Origin of the sequence: Pedobacter sp. CAN_A7, from assembly GCF_015752175.1 — a bacterium.
In the GTDB taxonomy this organism is placed as follows: domain Bacteria; phylum Bacteroidota; class Bacteroidia; order Sphingobacteriales; family Sphingobacteriaceae; genus Pedobacter.
This window is the reverse complement of record NZ_JADOUW010000002.1, coordinates 1,068,893-1,091,632: the sequence shown is the minus strand read 5'-3', so window position 1 is coordinate 1,091,632 and position 22,740 is coordinate 1,068,893. Positions and strand designations below refer to the sequence as shown.

The following is a 22,740-nucleotide window of genomic DNA, read 5'->3' as shown; positions in this document are numbered from 1 at the left end:
AACATTAGAAAGAGTAAGAGAATGCGACAGAAAAGTTGCTGCCTGATTTATAGCTGCTCAACGTATCGTCAACCGGACTTCCATCATATTTCTTGTTGGTGTTCTGATCGTAATACAATACGCTGCGCTGGTTTAATAAATCGCCTGCGTTAAATTTAAGTTCACCTTTGTTTTTCAACACTTTCATGCCCAATTGTAAATCAATTACATCGCGGGGTGCTTCCCAAACAGCAGGATAAACTACACCGGCAGCAATAGCTAAACGACGACCTACCTTATTATACAGGGCATTAAAATTGAACTTATTGTCTAAAAAGCTATGTTGTAAACCGGCATTGATTACATATGGTGCCTGTCCCACCATCGGACGATCACCATCTTGTAAAAACAAGCCACTATCTTCCGGATTAGAAACCGTTGATTTGATCAGCGACAGATTGGCATAAGCCGTTGTATTACGCATAAAATCATTGGCTAAGATAAAATCAAGGGTTTTACGAACCTCAAACTCCACTCCATAAACGGTTGCCTTATCTGAATTGAAATAGGTCACAATTCTGGTCGAACCTGCATCACTATTTAAAGTTTCAATGGCATTATCAAATTTTTTGTAGAAACCTGATACCGAGATAATCTGTCCTGCCGAAGGATACAATTCAAAACGCACATCCATGTTATTGATAGTAGAACGCTCCAAATTTGGGTTACCTTGTTGGAATGCCAATAACTCATAATCATAGTACGAGGATATGGCTAGTTCCCTGAATTCAGGACGGGCAAGCGTACGGTAATATGATGCCCTTAAGTTTATTTTATCCGTCAGGCTGTAAGTAAAATTAGCCGATGGTAATACATCGATATAATTTTGTTTCACTGGCGATAAGGAAGCTTGTTTAGCTTGCAAATCCAGGTTAAACTGCTCTACACGGGCACCCCATACAATTCTCGCTTTATCACCGATGCGGTTATCCAGCATCGCATAGGCAGCGTTCGTTAAGGAGTTTCCTGAATAAGAATCCTGGAAATTTGGAATCTCATCTAATTTATAGATGTTGTTGTTGATTAAATCACTGCTGAACAATTGATTTAAATTGCGTTCTCTGATATCGGCATCATCTGTTCTTAATAACATCCCCAGGAAACGAACATCAAAGGTACGGTCGCGGTACTGACTGTTTAACCCAGCTTTGAAAGTGCTGCTTTTGCTAAACAGGTTAACCGGCATGGTGAAATTAACACCAGCAGAATAACTATCTTCATTAAGCTTAGAAAATAACCTGGTGTTTTCTTTCCCTAAAGTAGATAGGTTTGCACCGAAACCAACATCAGGATTGCTGGCATCAGAGAATAGCCTGGTGTAACTTACTTTACGTTGATCAGGTTGATCGTTCAGTACATTGCTGTAACTTAATGACCAGTCTATCTTAGCATTCTTAACGCCTAACTGGTGATTACCTTCTACTGTAGATTTGAATAATGATTTTTGCAGCAAATCAAAGGCAAAGAACTTGACATCACTTTGGGTAGCTTGGTTTGATCCGGTTCTGGATAAAAACTGATCATCATAAATTCTATTGTAGATATTTTTGAAGGTAATTTTATTCTTTCCAAATGTATAGGCGAAATTGGCAAGCGCACCAATATTGGTTGAAAACTTGTACACATCATCACTGTAGTCATAATCATAATAATCACGTACTACATCCTGGTTAATGGTTTGTGCATTCCGGTACGTAAGGGATACAATAGCACCTAACCTAGAATTATTTTTCAGGTCTTTTACCCTACCTACCGTAAATTGGTAGTTTTGCGTAGGTAAAGCAGAACGTTTGTAGATATTCCAGTCTTGTGGTAAACTTCTTAAAGCTTTTACATTTTGTTCTGCTGTTAAGCCATTTACAATCTGGTCGGTGGTAAAGAAGTTTGTAGGTAATTGTTTTTTACCATCATCAAAACCAAAGTAGTTGGAGGCGGTACGCGGACCACTTAAAAAATCCTTACCGGTAGAAGCGGTATTATAACCGGCACCTACGCCAAAAGTAACGAAGTTTTGTTCAGGAATATCTTTAGTTTGAATTTGAATGGCTCCACCAGTGAAATCTGCAGGCAGATCTGGTGTAGCAGTCTTGTTAATGATTAAGTTGTCAACCAGGTTGGAAGGAACGATGTCGAAAGAAAAGGCTTTCCTGTTCGGCTCGGTGCTTGGCAGTGATGCCCCATCAAGCATAGCCGTATTATAACGATCGCTTAGCCCCCTGATTACCACAAACTTATTGTCTTGGATGGTTGCGCCACTTACTCTTTTTAATACATCAGAAGTGTTACGATCCGGCGATCTTTTAATCAGCTCCGATGAAATACCATCAGATATGGCGGCATTGTTTTTCTGCTTTGCATACAGCGCGTTCACACTTTCCTTTTTGAAGGAACCCTGAATCACTACCTCAGCAAGATTCTGCAGGTTTGATTCTTCAAGGATCACATTAAGGATGGTGTTTTGTCCGGTTGTAACAACGACATCACTAATTTCTTTGCCGTTATATCCTACGTATTGATAAGTAAGGATATGGTTACCTGCAGCCAGGCCGGTCAGCGAGTACCTTCCCTCTACATCTGTGGCAATACCTGTATTGGTACCTTTAATTTTAACGGTAACACCAATCAGTGTTTCCCCGGATTTTTTATCCGATACCGTTCCGGAGATCTTTCCGGTTCCTTGTGCAAAAACTGTTGCACTGATAATCACACAAATGATGGTAATTATCGCTCTAAGTTTTATTTGTGGTTTCAATTTATCCTAATTTTGTTTAGGACAAAAGTATTACGGCCAGGTTACCTTGAAGTTAGCTAAAGGTTACCATTCGTTAACCTTAGTGTTACCTTAATGTTAAATGAGCTTTGGATCAATAACGAATGCCTATTTTCTTGCATATGAAGTGCAATAACCAAATAGGGCCGATTAACAAGAACTTAACATCTTCTAAAAATGAGGGTTTCTTCCCTTCTATCTTATGACCGATAAATTGGCCTATCCAGGCCAACACAAAGATAACGGCACAAACCAGCCAAACTGCAGGACCTCCATTGGCTTCCACCTTCTCCAATTGTACAATGAGCATGCTCATCACAAAAACTGCCAGGAGCATAAAGTATGACATGACTGGCGACAGTTTATAATAGTAATAAATGGAGAAGGCAATTAAAAAGGAAGCCCAATTCACGTAACCATTGTAACGCCCCATAAATTCAAGGTATGGAAAAGGGATACACCACACCAATCCTAAAAGACTAAATACGATGAGGGGCACACATACCCAATGAATCAACTCATTGGAAGGATGTTGGTGGTTGTCCGCATATTTATCAAAAAGTACGTCGATATGGCTTTTAGTGTTGGTTTTCATGAATTTGTTGTTAAAACTCGATTCCTGTAAAAATAAAAAAAGCGATAGATAATCCATCGCTTTTCCAATAATATGATTGTAATATAACTCAGCCTATTTCGCGAACGAAACAGAGCGTGTTTCTCTAATTACCGTTACTTTGATCTGACCTGGGTAGGTCATCTCTGTTTGGATACGGTTAGAAATATCAGCGGCTAACAGTTCAGCCTGCTGATCGGTTACCCTTTCACTTTCTACCACAACACGCAATTCTCTACCTGCCTGTATGGCAAAGGTCTTTTCTACGCCTGGGTAAGATAATGCAAGCTCTTCCAGTTCTTTTAAACGTTTAATGTAACTTTCTACCACTTCACGTCTGGCACCCGGACGAGCACCTGAAATAGCATCACAAGCCTGAATGATAGGTGAAATCATAGAAGTCATCTCGATCTCGTCATGGTGAGCACCAATAGCGTTACAGATTTCAGGATGTTCCTTGTATTTCTCTGCCAGTTGCATTCCTAAAATTGCGTGTGGCAATTCTGGGTTATCATCAGGCACTTTACCTATATCATGAAGTAATCCTGCGCGTTTAGCCATTTTTGCATTTAAGCCTAATTCTGCTGCCATGGTAGCACAGAAATTGGCTACCTCGCGGGAGTGATGTAATAAGTTTTGTCCGTAAGAAGAACGGTAACGCATACGCCCAACCATTCTGATCAGTTCCGGGTGTAAACCATGTATACCTAAATCGATCACGGTACGTTCGCCGATTTCTACAATCTCTTCTTCAATTTGTTTCTTGGTTTTAGCAACCACCTCTTCAATACGTGCCGGGTGGATACGACCGTCAGTAACTAAACGGTGTAAAGCCAAACGGGCAATTTCACGTCTTACGGGGTCGAAACCAGATAGGATAATCGCCTCCGGGGTATCATCAACAATGATTTCAATACCTGTAGCGGCTTCCAGGGCACGGATGTTCCTACCCTCTCTACCAATAACACGACCTTTAATCTCGTCACTTTCAATGTGGAAAATAGACACGGTATTTTCAATTGCCGCTTCTACAGCCGTACGTTGAATGGTCTGAATGACTACTTTTTTGGCTTCTTTCGTTGCCGTTAACTTAGCTTCATCAACAATATCTTTCACCTGAATCATGGCCTGAGAACGCGCTTCTTCTTTCATGTTCTCTACCAATTGGTTTTTCGCTTCTTCGGCACTAAGGCCTGCAATAGCTTCCAATTGTTTCACATGCTGCGTTTTCAACAAGTCTACATCTTCTTGTTTTTTAATGGCTAGCTCCGTTTGTTTTTCTAGGTGTTTCTTTTGGTTATCTAATTCCTGCTCTTTGCGGTTTAGGTTTTCCATACGCTGGTTAAGACTCTGCTCTTTCTGCTTAACACCATTCTCGCGTTGGTTGATCTGGTTGTTTTTTGAATTTACTTCCTGCTCGTGTTCTGATTTTAAATGCAGAAACTTCTCTTTTGCTTCGAGTAACCTATCTTTTTTCATGATGTCGGCGCTTTGCTCCGCATCTTTTAAGATTTTTTTAACTTTCGTTTGGGCCGCTACTTCTTGCTTTTTCCATAAACTGCGAAGCAGGTATCTCCCTGAAACTAAACCGATGGCCAGGCCGGCTAGTATGTATCCTATTATTCCAATTATTTCCATTTGTATTTTATAAAAAACCGTAATTAATTCTAAGTTATGTGGATAGCATTACTTAAAAGGAAACCGGTGAAACATATGATTTAACATCCGTTAAACCTGTTGAGCTATAAAGAACGTTCCTATTTGGCAAAGAAATCGTTTAATAAACTATCTAATTCTTCCACCTTATCGGCAACTGCAGCATCCTGGTTTTGCACCTGGTTCTCTACTCTTAATACCGCTGTTGCATAATGCAGCACGGCCATAGAGAGTAAATCTTGTTTATCTCTTACCGCATAATTCTCCTGGTAGTCTTTTATGCGTTCGTTAATAATCTTGGCTGCACGCCTTACAATTTCTTCCTCTTCCGTACTCACCTTTAAGGGGTAGATACGGTCAGAAATAGTTATTTTTATCGAGATTTCTCCCATTTTTAGCTTTGTTTCACTTTTCTAGTATTCCTTACTTTTTAAGCAACACGACACATTTATCAATCTCACGCACAAATTCGTTAATTTTTTGCTTTATATCAAGCGACTTCTCACTTGTACCCTCCAGGCTTTTAGCCAGCTTTAACACCCTCATTTTTTCTTCGAGTGTGCTATTCTTGACCTTCTCTGCATCGAGGTTTTTCCTGATGGATTGATTTTCAGCATTTAACAAATCATTTTCTTCCTGCAAAGCATTGCATAACTCGATTAACCGAGCTGTTTTCTGTAATACTGTATCTAATTGATCTGCAACCGAAGTCATGTTATTAAACGTTAATTTTATCTAAATCCAGGATAAACAAATTATTATCTGATTTCTGCTTTCGCTGTTTGCGCTAAGTTATATATAATCTTTTGCATAACCGCATCAATTTGCTTATCGGTTAAGGTTTGCTCTTCATCCTGTAGCGTAAAGCTTAATGCATAAGATTTTTTGCCTTCCGGCAGTTTATCACCCAAATACACATCGAAAACCTGTATATTTTTGATCAGTTTCTTCTCCGTTTTAAAAACAATGGTCTTTAAACTTTCGAAAGTAACGGACATATCGACCAATAATGATAAATCTCTTCGCACGGCCGGGTATTTAGGAACTTCTTTGTTCACAATCTTATTTTTCCTAACCATATCAAGCAATAAAGCCCAATCAAAATCAGCATAGAAAACATCTTTATCTACATCGGCTTTCTTTTTAGCAGCTGCTGTGGCCGTACCATAACTCACCAATGTTTTATCTCCCCTATAATACCTAATGCCATAGGTGAAATCGTCATTGCTAATTTCCTCCGTCTGGTAAGTGCTTAGTCCTAAACGACCAATCACTGCATCAACTGCTGCTTTAATATGATAGAAACTAACAGGAGTACTTTTCTGGTTCCATTGTTCCGATTGGTTCATGCCAGATAATATGATCAGCAAACGCTCACGTTCCTTGTACTTTTCATTCACCAGGTGATACGTTTTACCGAATTCGTAAAACTTAATGTCGGGCTGACGTCTGTTTAGGTTGTAGGCTACACTTTCTAAAGCCGGCATCAACAAATTCTGACGCATCACATTTAAATCTGAACTTAAAGGGTTCAAAATTTTAACCGCCTCTTCAGGCTGCAGTGAATAAGCTTCTTTAGTTAAGGAGTTACACCAGATTTCTAAAAATCCATTAGCGGTTAACAAATCAGCAATCACATGCTGTGTTTGCTCTTTATTAGGTTTAGTGGTAAATGACAAAGAAGCATTTACTTTACTCGGAATCTCTACATTGTTGTAACCATAGATGCGTAAAACTTCTTCGGTAATATCACATTCACGGGTAACATCTACTTTATAAGCAGGCACAGCTAAAAACAATTGTTCTTCGTTTTCAGAAACTACCGTAATGCCTAAGGCTTCGATAATTGCCTTAATTTCTGCTGCTGGAATGGCTACGCCAATTAGCTTCGTGATGTTGGCATAACTTACTTCCACGTCAAATGGATTAACCGGACTAGAATACAAGTCTGAAACCTCAGAACTAATTACTCCACCAGCCAATTCCTGGATCAGCAAGGCCGCTCTTTTTAAAGCATAAACCGTCATCTCCGGATCGGTACCTCTTTCATAACGGAAAGAAGCATCAGTTTTTAAGCTGTGTCTTTTCGCCGTTTTACGGATAGCAACCGAATTAAAATAAGCACTTTCTAAAAACACATTGGTGGTGGCTTCTGTAACCCCTGAGTTTTTACCTCCATACACACCCGCAATCGTCATTGCTTTTTCGGCATCACAGATCATTAAATCTTCTGCACTTAACTTACGTTCCTGCCCATCAAGAGTAACAAACGGTGTTCCTTCTGCACATTTTTTAACAATCACCTGTTTACCTTTGATCTGATCGGCATCAAAAGCATGTAAAGGTTGACCCAAATCATGCAATACATAATTGGTAATGTCTACTATATTATTGATAGGTCGAATGCCAATCACTTTTAACTTATCTTGCAGCCAGTCGGGCGATGTTTTAACGGTAACCCCACTGATGCTTACACTGCTGTAACGCGGACAAGCGGTTGTATCTTCTACCTGTACATCAATAACTAAATCCTGATTTTGAGGTTCAAAACCAGCTACATCAGGCATGGTCAATTCCGTACGGAAATAGGCAGCCAAATCTCTGGCCACACCAAGGTGCGACGCTGCATCTGCACGGTTTGGTGTTAAACCAATTTCGTACAGGTAATCGTCTTCCATCTTGAAATATTCCTTTGCCGCCATACCTATTTCGGTCGTTTCGGGCAACACCATAATGCCATCATGAGAAACACCCAGGCCAACTTCATCTTCTGCACAGATCATACCTTCAGAAGCTTCACCGCGTATTTTAGATTTATTTATTTTAAAAGGTTCTCCTTCGTTTGGATATACCGTGGTACCAACAGTAGCCACCACTACTTTCTGATCGGCAGCAACATTGGACGCACCACAAACAATAGTTAACAATTCTGGTCGACCAACATCTACCGTGGTTACCCGCAGGCGATCTGCATTTGGATGTTGGATGCAGGTAACTACTTTACCAATTACAAGTCCTTCTAATCCGCCGGCTATAGGTTGCACTTTTTCAAGGCTTTCTACTTCCAGGCCAATATCAGTTAGTATTAAGGAAATTTCTTGTGGGGTTTTATCGGTTTGTATATATTGTTTGAGCCAGTTATAGGAGATCTTCATGTTATGTTATCAGTATAAGAGGCAAAGATATAAAATATCAAAGTAATCCCTCATCTGCAAAACTAAAGAATAGCTTATCAGCAATAATTAAGTGGTCCAGCACCGGCAGATCCATCATTTTCCCGGCATCGACCAAACGTTTGGTCACCTTTAAGTCTTCTGCGCTGGGTTTTAAATTTCCCGAGGGGTGGTTATGCGCAATGATCATGGCCGCTGCATTATTGTCAAGCGCACATTTAAAAATGATTTTAGGATCAACCACCGTACCGGATTGCCCTCCCCTGCTGATCATGATTTTGGCTTTCACAAAATTGGCGCGATTTAAAATCAGTACCCAGAATTCTTCATGGTTCAGGTCGGCCATCATCGGCGATAGTAATTCATAGGCATCGCGGGAGCCTGTTATTTTTAATACTGGGGAGGATGAACTTTCTTTTCTGCGCCTGCCCAGCTCCAGGGCGGCAACAATGGAAATGGCTTTTACAGAACCGATACCTTTAAATTTAGCCAGATCGGTGATGGAGACTTTCCCTAATAAATCGAGATTATTGTCAGAAGCCGCGAGGATGCGTTTACTGAGATCGACAGCAGTTTCCTGTCGGTTACCGGAACCAATGAGGATGGCGATCAGTTCAGCATCACTTAAATAACGTCGCCCGTGAAGCAACAGTTTCTCCCGCGGACGGTCAGCTTCTGCCCAAAGCTTGATCCCTATTTTTTGTTCATATGTATCCATAGAAACAAAAAAACGGGATAAGCCAAAGCCTATCCCGTTTTACAATATTGTAAAGCTATATTTATTTTAAGCTATTAACAAACTTAGTTAGTTTCGATTTGTTGTTAGCTGCTTTATTCTTGTGAATAACATTTTTCTTAGCTAAACGATCTAACATGGAAATCACTTTTGGTAATAACTCTTGTCCAGTTTTTTGATCTTCAGCACCACGAAGTCTTTTGATAAAAGTACGTGTGGTTTTAGCTTGGTATCTATTACGTAGACGCTTAGTTGCGTTTGCTCTAATTCTTTTTAAAGAGGATTTATGATTTGCCATTGTTCTTTAGCCTTTGATTTTTCTATATTTTTTCGGACTGCAAATATATAGCTTATGTTTTTAAAATGCAAAATGATATTATAAATAATTTCAATCTAGCAACTTAACACAACATATCGAACTAACGATTGGCATCCTTATCCCTACAAAGATACGCAGAATCTTAAGATATACACGACTGTGTTTGAAAATAAAACTACCCAGCCCTATTTGTGGTGGCCGATTGGCAATAGGAGCCACAAGTCGGAAGTGCAACACCCATATAGTTTAAAGAAATTATAAGCTAAACTATGTCTATCCCTAAATCAAAATTCTCTACAATTATAATGTATAGTAAGTCCATGTTTTTCTTAAAGAAAACTTGGTTACAACTTGGACTTAACTTGGACTCAATATGGACGCAGGTGTAGGCCCTGTCGAAAGTCTTTCTACTTTTCGCATGCTTTGCAGAGTGTATATCTGTTGAATAGCTCGATATAAAAAAGATTTTTAAATAAGTTAAAGGCAATTTAATTTCATTTAATGAATCAATAGCCATACCTTACCTAATCTATTTTACTGTGCTGCAGGCGATACTCGATCCTCCTTAAATCGTTGGTTTACCAAAGGTTAAGTTAATTAAAAAAAAGCGCATTTACCTAAAGCGCATCACAAGTAGTGCCGGTGTTTTATCTGCCTGAATACAGTATTTAAGCATCCAAACTCGTCATTCTCCATTTAAATGCTATTTTTGGAGGACAGACCATCGCTATGAAAAAACGTATTGCCATATTCGCCTCCGGCTCCGGCTCCAATGCCCAGAAATTAATGGAACATTTTATGGACCGTAGCGATGTGGAAATTGCGCTGGTACTGACCAATAATCCTGACGCCTTTGTATTACAACGCGCCGATAACTTCGAGATTCCATCACATATTTTTACCCGTGATGAGTTTTACCACAGCGATTCGATCATCAATATGTTGAAAAACCTGGATATCGACCTGATTGTTTTAGCTGGATTTTTATGGCTCATCCCTAAAAACCTGTTGGCCGCCTATCCGGGACGCATCATCAACATACACCCCGCGTTATTACCTAAGTATGGCGGTAAGGGCATGTATGGCGATCATGTGCACAATGCCGTATTACAAGCCGGTGAAGCTGAAGGTGGCATTACCATCCACTATGTGGATGAAAAATACGACGAGGGCGAATACATTTACCAGGCACGTTATAAGATCGATACCAACGATAACCTGGAGCTGATTAAATTCAAAGGTCAGCAGCTGGAACACCTGCATTTCCCACGTGTGGTGGACAGTATTTTAAAGAAGATAAAAAAGTAAGGAATTTTATTCGTTTTCAACAAAAATTTATCGCTTAAAATCCTTATTTTTGCGGCTCAAAAATCACCTCTAATGAGTCAATCAATAAAGATCAAAAACGCTTTAATCTCAGTTTATTACAAAGATGGCCTGGAACCTCTTGTTCGCCTTTTAGCGCAACAAGGTGTACAATTATTCTCTACAGGCGGTACAGAACAGTTTATCAAAGACTTGAATTTACCGGTTACTGCAGTGGAAGACTTAACAGGTTACCCCTCTATATTAGGCGGCCGTGTAAAAACTTTACACCCCAAAGTTTTCGGTGGTATCTTAAACCGCAGGAACTTAAATGAAGATAAGGCACAGATCGCGGAATACGAAATTCCTGAAATTGACTTAGTGATTGTTGACCTATATCCTTTTGAAGAAACTGTAAAAGCGGGTGGCGCAGAAGCAGAAATCATTGAAAAAATTGACATTGGTGGTATCTCCCTGATCAGGGCAGCAGCCAAAAACTTTAACGATGTGGTGATCATTGCCTCAAAAGCAGATTACAGTTCATTAGAAGAACAGTTAGCTGCACAAAACGGCGAAACTACCCTGGCACAACGTAAAGCTTATGCTAAAAAAGCTTTCCAGACCTCTTCACACTACGACACCGCAATATTCAACTATTTTAATCAGGAAGAACCATTAACGGTATTCAAACAAAGCATCAATGATGCAGAATCTTTGCGTTATGGCGAAAACCCACACCAGCAAGGTACTTTTTATGGTAACCTTGACGACATGTTTACCAAATTAAACGGTAAAGCACTTTCGTATAATAACTTAGTTGACGTAGATGCAGCAGTAGCATTAATTGACGAGTTCGAAACACCAACGGTAGCGATCTTAAAACATACCAATGCTTGTGGAATTGCGTCGAGGGAAACCATTTTAAATGCCTGGATCGATGCTTTGGCATGTGACCCGGTTTCAGCTTTCGGTGGGGTATTAATTGCCAACCGTGAAATTGATTTGGCTACCGCTACAGAAATCAACAAATTGTTTTTCGAAGTGTTAATTGCTCCTTCCTACGAGCCAGCAGCAGTGGAACTGTTTAAAGCTAAAAAGAACAGGGTGATATTAGAACGTAAGGACGTTGAGTTAAGCAAAAAACAATTCAAGACCTTATTAAACGGGGTAATTGAGCAGGATAAAGATTTAATTATCGAAGGTCCAGAACAGATGACGAGCGTTACGGAAAAACAAGCCACAGCTGAAGAGTTAAACGATCTGTTTTTCGCTAATAAAATTGTGAAACATACCAAATCCAACACCATCGTTTTTGTTAAAAACAACACCTTATTAGCAAGTGGTGTAGGGCAAACATCAAGGGTGGATGCTTTGAAACAAGCGATAGTAAAAGCAGATGCTTTTAACTTTAGTTTAAAGGGTGCAGTGATGGCTTCTGATGCATTTTTCCCCTTCCCGGATTGCGTTGAAATTGCTGCTGAAGCAGGAATTACAGCTGTGTTGCAACCAGGTGGTTCCATTAAAGATGCCGATTCTGTGAACAAGGCAAACGAGAAAGGAATTGCCATGGTAACAACCGGAATCAGACATTTCAAACACTAATTATAATTGTCATGAAATACAATAAAAAGGTGTAGTTTTACATTAGTATTGTACATATTATTTTTAAATACATAATCTTCACCTATAAATGGGTTTATTTAACTGGTTTACGCAAGAGGTTGCTATCGATTTAGGCACCGCTAATACCCTGATTATACATAACGATAAAGTAGTAGTAGATGAGCCCTCTATCGTGGCTTTTGACAGACAAACGAACAAAATTATCGCGATAGGCAGACAAGCCATGCAAATGGAAGGTAAAACCCACGATAATATTCGTACGGTCAGACCTTTGAAAGACGGCGTGATTGCTGATTTCAACGCTGCTGAAGCCATGATTAAAGGCATGATTCGCATGCTGAATGGTGGCAAGGGATGGATGTTTCCATCGCTGCGTATGGTGATCTGTATTCCTTCGGGAATTACAGAGGTGGAGAAACGTGCTGTACGTGACTCGGCAGAAATTGCCGGTGCCAAGGAAGTATACCTGATCCATGAGCCAATGGCTGCTGCAGTAGGTATTGGTATTGACGTGGAAGAGCCTATGGGAAACATGATTATCGATATCGGTGGTGGTACAACAGAAATTGCGGTTATCGCTTTATCTGGTATTGTATGCGACCAGTCGATCCGTGTTGCCGGAGACAACTTTGACTCTGATATTGTTAACTATATTCGCCGCCAGCACAACATAATGATTGGTGACCGAACCGCAGAAAAAATCAAAATTGAAGTTGGTGCTGCTTTACCTGAATTACAGGATCCTCCTGGCGACTTTGCCGTACAGGGAAGAGACCTAATGACAGGTGTACCAAAACAAATTACGGTTTCGTATACAGAAATTGCACATTGCCTTGATAAGTCTATTTCAAAAATTGAAGAAGCAATTCTTAAAGCACTTGAAATTACACCACCGGAATTATCGGCAGATATTTACCAGACCGGGATCTATTTAACTGGCGGTGGAGCCTTATTACGTGGCCTTGATAAACGTGTGGCTGCAAAAACCAAGTTACCTGTACACGTTGCCGAAGATCCGCTAAGGGCGGTTGTTCGCGGAACAGGGATCGCACTTAAAAATATTGGTGGTTATAAATTCTTAATGCAATAAAGAAGTCGGATTACAAGTTGTTTGTATCCCATACGAACAACTTGTAACCTTACTCCAATTCTGAAACTATGCGTAACCTTTGGATTTTTATTAACAGATACAACGCATTTTTCTTTCTTATCATTTTCCTGGTTACAGGAATCGTCCTTACGGTTAGGAATAATGCTTACCAACGGAGTGTTACCATTAACTCCACCAACCACCTGGTTGGAAATGCTTATGAGAACCTCAACGTGTTTAAAAGGTATTTGTCATTGGGGCAGGTTAATGATAGCCTGGCGCTTGAAAATGCACAACTTTATTCTCAGTTACTCAAGATGAGAAACATAGACAGTGCAAAAGACGTAACCGTTTCAGATACGCTGACTAAACAGCAATACACCTACCTGGCCGCCAGGGTAATTAAAAATTCCATCACTTTACGGAACAACATCATTACCATTAATAAAGGCAGTGCAGATGGCATTAAAACTGGTATGGCTGTTATCTCTCCTATAAAAGGGGTAGTTGGTTTTGTACGCGATGCATCAGAACACCTCGCTACCATACAATCGCTTTTACATAAAGACACTAAGATAAGTGTGAACATTAAAAAGAATAATGTTTTAGGCTCTTTGGTATGGGGCGAACGGAATTTCAATCACCATAAAGCTTATATAAAAGATATCCCTAATCACTTTAAAATTAATTTAAAGGATACCGTGGTCACCTCAGGTTTCGGCTCCTTCCCTCCCGGCATTCCTGTAGGGAGAATAAGTAATACGGGTGTGGCTACCGGCGATAATTTCCTGACGATCGGGATTGACTTATTTAACGATTTCAGCACGTTAACGTATGTTTATGTAATAAAAGATAAATTTGCGGAGGAACAAAAAACTCTAGAATCTAAATTACCAAATGACTAGCAAACTTATACTGATCAATATTGTAAGGTGGTTTATCCTCCTGTTTATTCAAATCATACTGCTAAGAAATTTGAGCTTTTATGAACTGGCGACTCCTTTCCCTTATGTTCTATTTTTGTTACTGCTTCCATTTGGAATGCCCAACCTGCTGTTATACCTGATAGCTTTTGGAACCGGATTAACTTTAGATGCTTTTTATGATACCCTTGGTGTGCATGCCTCTGCCTGTGTAACCCTGGTTTTTGTAAGGATACAATTTATTGCCATTAGTGTGAATCGTGATAATTTTGATGAGACGGAGCCTACTTTAGGAAATATGGGATTCAGATGGTTTTCTTTTTACTCACTTTTGTGTATATTTTCCCATCACCTGGTTTTATTCCTTTTAGAAGCTTTTAAGTTCAGTGAGATCGGTTATACGCTGATGCGCTGTCTGTTGAGTGGAATTTTAACCTGGTTTGTGATTTTATTAATTGAATTCATCTTCTATAATCGGAAATTACGTTAATGGACAATTTGTTTAGTAGAAAATATACCATTCAAGGACTAATCCTTGTGATTTGCCTGGTTTTGATTGGCAAGCTTTTCTACATGCAGGTGCTAAACGACAAGTACTTCCTGCTGTCTAACAGCAATGTACTGCGTAAAATTTACACCTTCCCGGCCAGAGGGGTGATTTACGACCGGAATGGCAAAGTATTGGTTCAAAATGAACCGGTATACGACCTTATGGTGATCCCTAATCAGGTAAAAGCTTTTGACACGCTAGACTTTTGCAATACTATTGGTATCGACATGCCAGGTTTCAAAAAACGTTTTGACAAGGCTGTTGCCCAATCCAGGTATCAGCCTTCTGCTTTTGAAAAACAGTTATCGGTGCAAACCTATGCCGCCTTGCAGGAAAAACTTTCCCGCTTTCCCGGTTTTCTGGTACAGGGTAGAACCGTTAGGCATTATCCCGACAGTGTAGCCGGCCAGTTTTTTGGTTATGTGAAAGAAGTATCACCTAAAGATATTGAAGAGAGTGAAGGCTATTACCGCCCCGGCGATTATATTGGTAAATCGGGTATAGAACGCTCGTATAATGACGCCTTACGTGGGGAACGCGGTGTAATTAACATGATGTATGACGCCCGTAATGTGCCGCAAGGCAGTTACCTGGAAGGTAAATTTGACACGCTGGCCCGTTCGGGCGAGAAAGTCATTTCTTCCATAGACATGGAGATCCAGCGTTTAGGTGAAGAACTCATGCAAAATAAGGTAGGAAGTATTGTTGCCATCGAACCTAAAACGGGCGAAGTACTGGCCTTTGTGAGCAGTCCGGGTTATGATCCTAACCGTATGGTTGGTCGCCAGCAGGGAAATAACTACATGGATATTTTCGGACAGCCGAACCGTCCTTTCCTTGTGCGCCCCATTTCGGGTTATTATTCACCCGGTTCCGCTTTTAAACCATTAGACGCCTTGATTGGACTTCAGGAGGGCGTAATTGACCCTAATACAACTTTCAATTGTCCCGGTGGTTACCGTGCAGGAAACCATTGGGTAAAATGTGAACACGTAGATGGCAACATTGCTTTACGAAAAGGGCTAGCCCGTTCCTGCAATACCTATGCATGTTATGTTTTCGAAAAACTGATTACACAAAAGAAATATAAAAACCAGAAGGTAGCCTACGATGAATGGGCAAAAAAAGTGCGTAAATGGGGCATTGGCCAAAAGTTGGATATCGACATGCCATTTGAGCGTAAAGGCACCATCTTTACAGCCGAAGAATACAACAACCGTTTTGGAAAATATTGGAGATATACTACGGTTATTTCCCTGGGTTTGGGTCAGGGCGAGTTAAGTACTACCCCATTACAGATGGCCAATATCATGGCCGTAATTGCCAATAAGGGGTATTACGTAAAACCACATCTAATTAAAGCCATTGGCGATAAACGAACGATCGATAAGGAGTATGTAGAGAAAAACTATGTTGGTATTGATGAGCGACACTTTGACCCCGTTATTGACGGGATGGAGGATGCTGTGAATAGCCCATGGGGTACAGCTTCGGCCTCGCGCATTCCTAATATTGTCATGGCTGGTAAAACCGGTACGGTACAAAACCCACATGGAAAAAACCATAGTGTTTTTATAGGTTTCGCCCCACGTGATAATCCTAAAATTGCCATTGCGGTAATTGTAGAAAATGCCGGATACGGAAGTACTTATGCCGCGCCAATTGCCAGCTATATGACCGAGATGTACTTGAACCGTTCTGTAGCACCTGCTAAGCTGAAACAAATGGAATGGATAAAAGCACAGAACGTGCTACCTGAAATTCCGAAACCAAAAGGAAAGTGGCTTCCTAAAAAGGCAGATACCCTGAAAAAAGAAGTGGAGGCGCCCGTTATTAAAAATGTGGTACCGACTGCACCCACTACAGTAACCATTAACAACGAAATAACAGGAAAATAAATGATCAATCAACAAGGCAACAGGTTCTTTTTTAATGTAGACTGGATTACCATCTTGCTTTACCTGGCCCTATGTTCCATTGGTTTTGTAAATATATATGCTTCGATCTTTAACCCGGACCATGCCGACTTTTTCGATTTCAGCAGTAATTACGGTAAACAACTGATCTTTATTGTAACTGGCTTGATTGTAGGATTTTCTATCTTATTGCTTGATGCAAAATTCTTCAGTGTCTTCTCCCCAATCATCTATGGCGTTACCATCATCCTGCTTATCATAGTGCTGGTGGTTGGCCGTAAAGTAGCTGGTAACCAGGCCTGGATTCCCATTGGTAGTTTCAGGCTGCAACCCTCAGAGTTCGCTAAATTTGGTACGGCATTGTTGCTGGCAAGATACATCAGCACCTTTACGCCTAAATTTAAAGACTTCAAGTCCATTCTGTTTGCAGGCCTTATTGTTGCAGTCCCTTTATTTTTCATCATGATGCAGCCCGATGCGGGTTCTGCATTGGTCTTTCTATCATTCATGTTTCCATTATACCGGGAAGGATTGTCAGGTTATTTCCTGCTGATTTTTCTAGGGATGATTGTGCTATTTATTGCTTGTTTTCTCTTGCCTTTGTATGTCAATATCCCAGTCATTATTGCGGTGGGCGCCTATTTTATTTACCTGAACAAAAGGAAGCAAAAGATGATGTTTTCCATTGCCCTGGCTACGATCATCGCCATTGCCTATTTATTTCTGGTGAAGCTTACTTATACCAAGGTATTGGAGCCACACCAGCGCAGCAGGATTGAAATTATGCTGGGGTTGAAAACGGATCCTAAAGGGGCGGGTTATAATGTGATCCAATCGCAGATTGCCATTGGTTCAGGACAAGTATTGGGACGTGGATTTTTATTAGGTACACAAACCAAATATGGTTATGTACCCGAACAAAGCACCGATTTTATCTTCTCGACGATTGGCGAAGAATGGGGTTTTGTAGGCTGCACAGTGCTCATTGGGCTCTATGCCTTCCTGTTGCTGCGCATTATTAACCTGGCTGAACGGCAACGTTCACAGTTTTCCAGGGTCTATGGTTATTGTGTAGCAAGTATTATTTTCTTCCACGTGTTTATCAACATCGGAATGACCATCGGCATCGTACCCGTGATTGGAATCCCCCTACCCTTTATCAGTTACGGTGGATCATCGTTATGGAGTTTTACCGTACTGTTGTTTATCTTTCTTAAGCTGGATTCGAACAGGATGGGCTTTATTTAGCCGGGAAACGTCTTTTTAACAACTGATAAAAACGCTCAACCGTCGCTTGTTTATTCTTCCAGTCGTTTTTAACCGCATAATTATGTTGTAAAAAAGTATCGGCTGATTTGTAATCAGGCATTTTGTTTAACAGGTCAATCACCTCAGCATAGGCCAGGTTATAACCATGAAATAAATCTTTCACAAACACCAGTTTATCATTCAGGCTAATGGCCTGCTTTAAATCTTTGATTTCTGATGCAGGATGATCTGCTTTTTCAGTGGTCTGCATGTTATTGGCCAATAACTCATTTAAAGTGGGTTTTACTGGCTTTTCAGCAATGGAGGTCTCTACTACTGGCGCAGTAGGAATAACTAAAGGAGGGGTCTCTTCAACTGGTGTAATTTCAATTACATCCGGGCGCTCCTCAATAATAGGGGTTACTGGCTCCGGTTCCTTCTCCACTTCAGGCTCAGGAAGGATAAACACAGCTTCCGGAACAATTTCTACCGGTTTATTCAACTGTTGTTTTTTAGCGATAATAGCTTGTTCTTCCGGTGTTAAAGCACGGTTAAAAAGCTGGTCAACTTGTTTTTCTTCGAATTCAAATTTATTCTGGAGCGGCAAATCTTTAGGCACAATTTCATTGCTGGATACCCTTTGTATTTGTTCAGGAGAGGATTCTGTATGTTGAGGTAAAGCCTTCGTTTCCTGATGGTTGAGTGTTTTGCGAACAATCTGTATATGGTCGGTTAAAAAATTAGCATTAGACAACATGAGCTCTACTTCTAATCCATTCAGGTTTTGCGGATGCTCAGCAATATACTGGTATTGTTCCTGAAGTTCTGAGAGTATGTGCCCGATTTTTTTAAATAGGTCTTCCTGGTTCATCATAGGTAATAACGGTAAATTTGCAGTTTTATGTTGGTAACTTGACACCCAAAAGTACGACTAAATTTCGATATTTGCCGGCTCTAAAGTTTCAACAAACAGGATGTTATACAGCGAACAAAATTACAAAAGGGGTTTATATCACGGAAGTATTGAAGTCATTTGCGGCTCTATGTTCTCCGGAAAAACGGAAGAATTGATTAGAAGACTCAAAAGGGCCGAGATTGCTAAACTAAAAGTAGAGATCTTTAAACCCACTACAGACATCAGGTATAATGAAACGAATGTAGTTTCCCACGATCAAAATGTTGTTCAATCTACCCCTGTTAATAACTCTGCAGAAATCTTATTTTTAGCAGCTGACACCCAGGTGGTAGGCATAGACGAAGCGCAATTTTTCGATGAAAACTTGCCGGATATTTGTAATATTCTTGCTGCGAAAGGAATTCGAGTTATTGTTGCTGGCTTAGACATGGACTTCATTGGGAAACCATTTGGTCCGATGCCTGCCTTAATGGCCATTGCAGAACTAGTGACTAAAGTTAATGCTGTATGCGTATGTTGTGGCAGTCCGGCCATGTATTCCTACCGCAAAGTTGCCAGTGATGCAACCATATTACTTGGCGAGAAGGAAAGTTACGAGCCTCGCTGCCGCTACTGTTACAATTTAGTAGAGTAACCGCAACGATCTTTTTAGATCGTCTGCGGCTCCAGTTTGTTTTTGTTTCCCGTTACAGCTTTCCTGGCTGGTTTTTTCTTCATTTTATTTAACCAGATCAAGGTGCCGGTAACTGGCAGACTTGTGGCAATTAAACAGGCCAGGAAATAAATGATTTTGGTGAACATACCGTAAACATCACCCACATGCAAGGCTTTAATCGATGCGGAGATTCTTTCATTTAGTGGCATATCTGCAAAACGCTCAACCTTAATTTTTTCCTTACCTTTTGGATCGAGCGTTAGACGGTCGGCCGCAGCAGGTGCAAAGAACCCTGCTTTGAACTTACTGATATTAACAGGGGCATCGGCTTTTGATGGTAGTGATACTACATAATCGCCTTTGTATTTAAACACTTCGTTTGCAACACGTTCATATTCTGCAAATGGTAATGCCGGGGCGCTGGCTTCTGCCAAACCTTCTTCTGTAGGTTTATCTCTGCCATCTGATCTTCCACCACGTCCACCTTCTCCTTTACCACCTTCTCCCTTACCACGTTCACCTTTACCTGGGCCACCTTTACCACCCTTGGCATCTTCAGGTTTATAAGTACCTAAAGTCTTTCTTAATCCAGTACGGTACCATTCAAAAGACCATTGAGGACCGGTAAGTCCCATTAACAATAAAAATATACAGGCATATAAACCCAGGGAATTGTGCAGGTCGTGATTGGTTCTTTTCCAGCTGCCTTTCCATTTAATTTTAAAACCTTGTTTCCATGCGCGTAATTTTCTGGGAAACCAGATCACCATACCGGTAATGACTCCTATGGTAAAAAGAATGGTGGCTCCACCGCTGATATAACTTCCTAATTTTCTATTTTCTAATTCACCAAAAATTGGCTCTTCCACTTTATCAAGCAGCAACCAGCGGTGTAAACTGAACATATAGGTCATAAAAGTAATTGTGCCGGAGTTAATGTCAGCAGAGTTTCCAACGACAGCCGCAGTATATGGATTGACAAAAAATGTGGTTGGCCTTGCGCCTTCTTTCATGCGCACACCTAACTGCCAGGTACGGTTAAGGTCTGCAGGTACTTTAACACTAACCACAGGGAAACCACTGGCCGCCGCTACGGCAGAGATTAATTCATCTGCAGGTTTTGCTCTTAGCCCTGCCTGGTATTGCACTTTATATAATTCGGGCGTTGCCGCTTCTCTGATTTCGGTGTTAAACGTATATATTGTACCACTTAAACATACCAGGAAGACGATAATACCACTACCTAAGCCTAACCACAAGTGGACATCATTAAAAAACTTCCTGGTCTTTTCCCAGGCGGAAAGGTTATTGTTCATGCTATATAATTAAGGCTGTGGTAAAAAAGTTATTCCCAAAAGTACTATTTAGAATGATAACAAATAAATATAATTGAATATTTTTAATCACGCTCCTTTGGCACAGTTTTTCAGCTATATTAGGAAAACAAGCTTATGCCCTCCTCAGTCATAGCAGCCATAAATTACTACCCGGAGACTTTGGTATTAAGGGTGGTTTTCGTTTCAGGCAATATATACGATTATAAGAAAGTACCAGAATCGGTATACCTGCAAATGAAGTCTGCCAGGTCTAAAGGGAAATATTTAAATGAGCATATTAAGCGGAATTACAATTATGAACAAGTAAAATAAATTATTATGGATAGTATGACGACCGTTTCGGAGGTTTTAAACCATTTAAAAGAACAAGGGTATACCGTAGATTTTAACCTGGATAACAATTGCCTGGTTTGTAGTGAGAATAGATTAAGGGTGCATCCGGAAGAGTTTGTAGTGGATAAACATTACCGTTTTGAAGGCATGTCTGACCCGGGTGATGAAGCCGTGATTTATGCCATTTCTTCGCCTAACCACCAGATTAAAGGTGTTTTGGTTAATGGCTATGGCATCTATAGCGATCCGGAGACTGATGCGATGATAAAAACATTAGAAGAAAGAGCCAAACATGTTTCTGTTGAAAACCTGACTGGACAGGTAAAATTTAATGAGGCAACACCATTGCGACCTGAGGGTGACCGCCTGTTAGATGCACCGATGGTACAAATGGATTTAAATGCCTTTAAAACCCAAATTAAAGAAGAGGAATCATGGAAAACGGGCGACCGCAATGCGATCACAATCTTTAAAAACGACTGTGTGCGTGTAGTACTGGTAGCATTGCACGCCGGAACAGAAATGAAACAACATAAAACCAAGGGCACCCTAAACGTACAGGTTCTGGAGGGTCAAATTAGTTTCCGTACAGCCATGGACACTGCTGAACTTAGCACAGGGCAAATGATTGTTTTACACCCAGAAATTATGCACAGTGTGTTTGCGCATGAAGAATCTGTGTTTTTGTTAACCATGTCGATGTCTTAAATGGCTATGGGGCTTGTATCTTTTTAAGCCCCATTGCATATTGTATTCCTCCAAGCAGGTGTTGTAAATACATGGGATCAGCATAAGATTCGTCAGTATGACCCAATTCTGTATAAAAAGATCGTCCGCCATTGAAATCATGGTACCAGGCCATGGGGTGAGTTTTACCCATTTTTCCTTTCCCGGCATTGTATGAAGTTTCGTCGATTGTGATTAACACATTCACATTTTCTTTGGTCATCCATTTAAAATTATACCATTCATCTTTCCTTTTCCATTCGGCAGGTAAATGTTTTGTGGCTATGGTGTTTTGGTTTAACACCTTTAAAGTTGCTTCCTGTTGTTCAGGATGATCGCTAAAATACGCACCTACTAAATTACCGTACCAAGGCCATTCGTATTCAGTATCTGTGGCCGCATGCACCCCAACAAAGCCCTTCCCATTATTAATAAACTGCTCAAATATCTGTTGCTGTTCGTTGTTTAACACATCGCCTGTGGTATTCAAAAATACTACTGCGGCATATTGCTGCAGGTTTTCTTTAGTAAAATGAGCGGCGTTTGTAGTCGTGTCTACCTCAAATCCATGCTCCAGGCCTAGTTTCTGTATAGCAGCCTTACCTACCGGAATAGACTTGTGATAGAATCCAGCCGTTTTACTGAATACCAGCAGTCGTTTCTTTTCCTGGGCCATACCAGAAAGGTAACAGCATAATAAAGCTACGAGAAGATAGGTACGGGTATTTGTCAGGTATTGTTTCATCTATTTTTAGGTTAGTATTTGGTTAAATCAGTAGTCAATCAGTTTATATAATCAACTGTGCAATTTG

Annotated in this window: 21 protein-coding genes; 10 read left to right on the top strand and 11 right to left on the bottom strand. The window is 40.4% G+C overall.

Features of this window, described 5'->3' with window-relative positions:
• Nucleotides 1-4: 4 nt before the first annotated feature.
• The 8 genes from IWX76_RS10815 to rpsT form a co-directional block, all read right to left on the bottom strand.
• Nucleotides 5-2,791 carry a TonB-dependent receptor gene (locus IWX76_RS10815; protein ID WP_196859896.1) on the bottom strand — a complete coding sequence of 929 codons (2,787 nt, stop codon included), beginning with the start codon at nucleotides 2,789-2,791 and terminating at the stop codon, nucleotides 5-7.
• 112 nt (nucleotides 2,792-2,903) lie between these two features.
• The gene (locus IWX76_RS10810; protein ID WP_196859895.1) at nucleotides 2,904-3,404 is read right to left on the bottom strand and encodes an Mpo1 family 2-hydroxy fatty acid dioxygenase; all 501 of its coding nucleotides are present in this window, start codon (nucleotides 3,402-3,404) and stop codon (nucleotides 2,904-2,906) included.
• A gap of 93 nt (nucleotides 3,405-3,497) precedes the next feature.
• The gene (rny, locus tag IWX76_RS10805) at nucleotides 3,498-5,060 is read right to left on the bottom strand and encodes a ribonuclease Y (protein ID WP_196859894.1); all 1,563 of its coding nucleotides are present in this window, start codon (nucleotides 5,058-5,060) and stop codon (nucleotides 3,498-3,500) included.
• Between the two features lie 119 nt (nucleotides 5,061-5,179).
• Nucleotides 5,180-5,470 (bottom strand): cell division protein ZapA, encoded by a 291-nt coding sequence (locus tag IWX76_RS10800; RefSeq protein ID WP_196859893.1) that lies wholly within the window; start codon nucleotides 5,468-5,470, stop codon nucleotides 5,180-5,182.
• A 31-nt stretch (nucleotides 5,471-5,501) separates the two neighbouring features.
• Nucleotides 5,502-5,792: a hypothetical protein gene (locus IWX76_RS10795; RefSeq protein ID WP_196859892.1), complete on the bottom strand. Its 291-nt coding sequence runs from the start codon at nucleotides 5,790-5,792 to the stop codon at nucleotides 5,502-5,504.
• 44 nt (nucleotides 5,793-5,836) lie between these two features.
• Entirely contained in the window at nucleotides 5,837-8,233 is a 2,397-nt protein-coding gene (pheT, locus tag IWX76_RS10790; RefSeq protein WP_196859891.1) for a phenylalanine--tRNA ligase subunit beta, read from the bottom strand.
• 37 nt (nucleotides 8,234-8,270) lie between these two features.
• Nucleotides 8,271-8,969, bottom strand: coding sequence for a RadC family protein (gene radC, locus IWX76_RS10785; RefSeq protein WP_196859890.1), 699 nt, complete (start codon nucleotides 8,967-8,969; stop codon nucleotides 8,271-8,273).
• Nucleotides 8,970-9,030: 61 nt separating this feature from the next.
• On the bottom strand, nucleotides 9,031-9,285 hold the full coding sequence (rpsT, locus tag IWX76_RS10780; RefSeq protein WP_196859889.1) for a 30S ribosomal protein S20: 255 nt from the start codon (nucleotides 9,283-9,285) through the stop codon (nucleotides 9,031-9,033).
• A gap of 750 nt (nucleotides 9,286-10,035) precedes the next feature.
• Here rpsT and purN point away from each other — a divergent pair.
• The 7 genes from purN (at nucleotide 10,036) to rodA (ending at nucleotide 17,961) form a co-directional block, all read left to right on the top strand.
• Nucleotides 10,036-10,614 (top strand): phosphoribosylglycinamide formyltransferase, encoded by a 579-nt coding sequence (gene purN / locus IWX76_RS10775; protein WP_196859888.1) that lies wholly within the window; start codon nucleotides 10,036-10,038, stop codon nucleotides 10,612-10,614.
• A 72-nt stretch (nucleotides 10,615-10,686) separates the two neighbouring features.
• Nucleotides 10,687-12,213, top strand: a complete 1,527-nt coding sequence (purH, locus tag IWX76_RS10770) for a bifunctional phosphoribosylaminoimidazolecarboxamide formyltransferase/IMP cyclohydrolase (RefSeq protein ID WP_196859887.1) — start codon at nucleotides 10,687-10,689, stop codon at nucleotides 12,211-12,213.
• An 88-nt stretch (nucleotides 12,214-12,301) separates the two neighbouring features.
• Nucleotides 12,302-13,324, top strand: coding sequence for a rod shape-determining protein (locus IWX76_RS10765; RefSeq protein WP_196859886.1), 1,023 nt, complete (start codon nucleotides 12,302-12,304; stop codon nucleotides 13,322-13,324).
• A gap of 68 nt (nucleotides 13,325-13,392) precedes the next feature.
• Nucleotides 13,393-14,229, top strand: a complete 837-nt coding sequence (gene mreC / locus IWX76_RS10760; protein WP_196859885.1) for a rod shape-determining protein MreC — start codon at nucleotides 13,393-13,395, stop codon at nucleotides 14,227-14,229.
• Complete coding sequence (locus IWX76_RS10755) at nucleotides 14,222-14,737, top strand: rod shape-determining protein MreD (RefSeq protein WP_196859884.1); 516 nt, start codon at nucleotides 14,222-14,224, stop codon at nucleotides 14,735-14,737. The genes mreC and IWX76_RS10755 overlap by 8 nt, the downstream gene beginning before the upstream one ends.
• Nucleotides 14,737-16,695 (top strand): penicillin-binding protein 2, encoded by a 1,959-nt coding sequence (gene mrdA, locus IWX76_RS10750; RefSeq protein ID WP_196859883.1) that lies wholly within the window; start codon nucleotides 14,737-14,739, stop codon nucleotides 16,693-16,695. The genes IWX76_RS10755 and mrdA overlap by 1 nt, the downstream gene beginning before the upstream one ends.
• Entirely contained in the window at nucleotides 16,696-17,961 is a 1,266-nt protein-coding gene (rodA, locus tag IWX76_RS10745; protein WP_196859882.1) for a rod shape-determining protein RodA, read from the top strand.
• Here rodA and IWX76_RS10740 read toward each other — a convergent pair.
• Nucleotides 17,954-18,835 (bottom strand): hypothetical protein, encoded by an 882-nt coding sequence (locus tag IWX76_RS10740; protein ID WP_196859881.1) that lies wholly within the window; start codon nucleotides 18,833-18,835, stop codon nucleotides 17,954-17,956. The genes rodA and IWX76_RS10740 overlap by 8 nt on opposite strands.
• 100 nt (nucleotides 18,836-18,935) lie before the next feature.
• Between IWX76_RS10740 and IWX76_RS10735 the strand changes: the two genes are divergently transcribed.
• Entirely contained in the window at nucleotides 18,936-19,511 is a 576-nt protein-coding gene (locus IWX76_RS10735; protein WP_196859880.1) for a thymidine kinase, read from the top strand.
• A gap of 14 nt (nucleotides 19,512-19,525) precedes the next feature.
• Here the strand turns inward: IWX76_RS10735 and IWX76_RS10730 are convergent, their stop codons facing one another.
• Complete coding sequence (locus tag IWX76_RS10730; RefSeq protein ID WP_196859879.1) at nucleotides 19,526-20,848, bottom strand: PepSY-associated TM helix domain-containing protein; 1,323 nt, start codon at nucleotides 20,846-20,848, stop codon at nucleotides 19,526-19,528.
• A gap of 135 nt (nucleotides 20,849-20,983) precedes the next feature.
• On the opposite strand from IWX76_RS10730, the gene IWX76_RS10725 reads away from it, so the two are divergent.
• Both IWX76_RS10725 and IWX76_RS10720 read left to right on the top strand, forming a co-directional pair.
• The gene (locus tag IWX76_RS10725) at nucleotides 20,984-21,181 is read left to right on the top strand and encodes a KTSC domain-containing protein (RefSeq protein WP_196859878.1); all 198 of its coding nucleotides are present in this window, start codon (nucleotides 20,984-20,986) and stop codon (nucleotides 21,179-21,181) included.
• 6 nt (nucleotides 21,182-21,187) lie between these two features.
• A complete protein-coding gene (locus IWX76_RS10720; protein ID WP_196859877.1) occupies nucleotides 21,188-21,910 on the top strand; it encodes a cupin domain-containing protein in 723 nt (240 codons plus the stop codon).
• Between the two features lie 4 nt (nucleotides 21,911-21,914).
• Here the strand turns inward: IWX76_RS10720 and IWX76_RS10715 are convergent, their stop codons facing one another.
• The gene (locus tag IWX76_RS10715; protein ID WP_196859876.1) at nucleotides 21,915-22,673 is read right to left on the bottom strand and encodes a ThuA domain-containing protein; all 759 of its coding nucleotides are present in this window, start codon (nucleotides 22,671-22,673) and stop codon (nucleotides 21,915-21,917) included.
• Nucleotides 22,674-22,740: the final 67 nt, after the last annotated feature.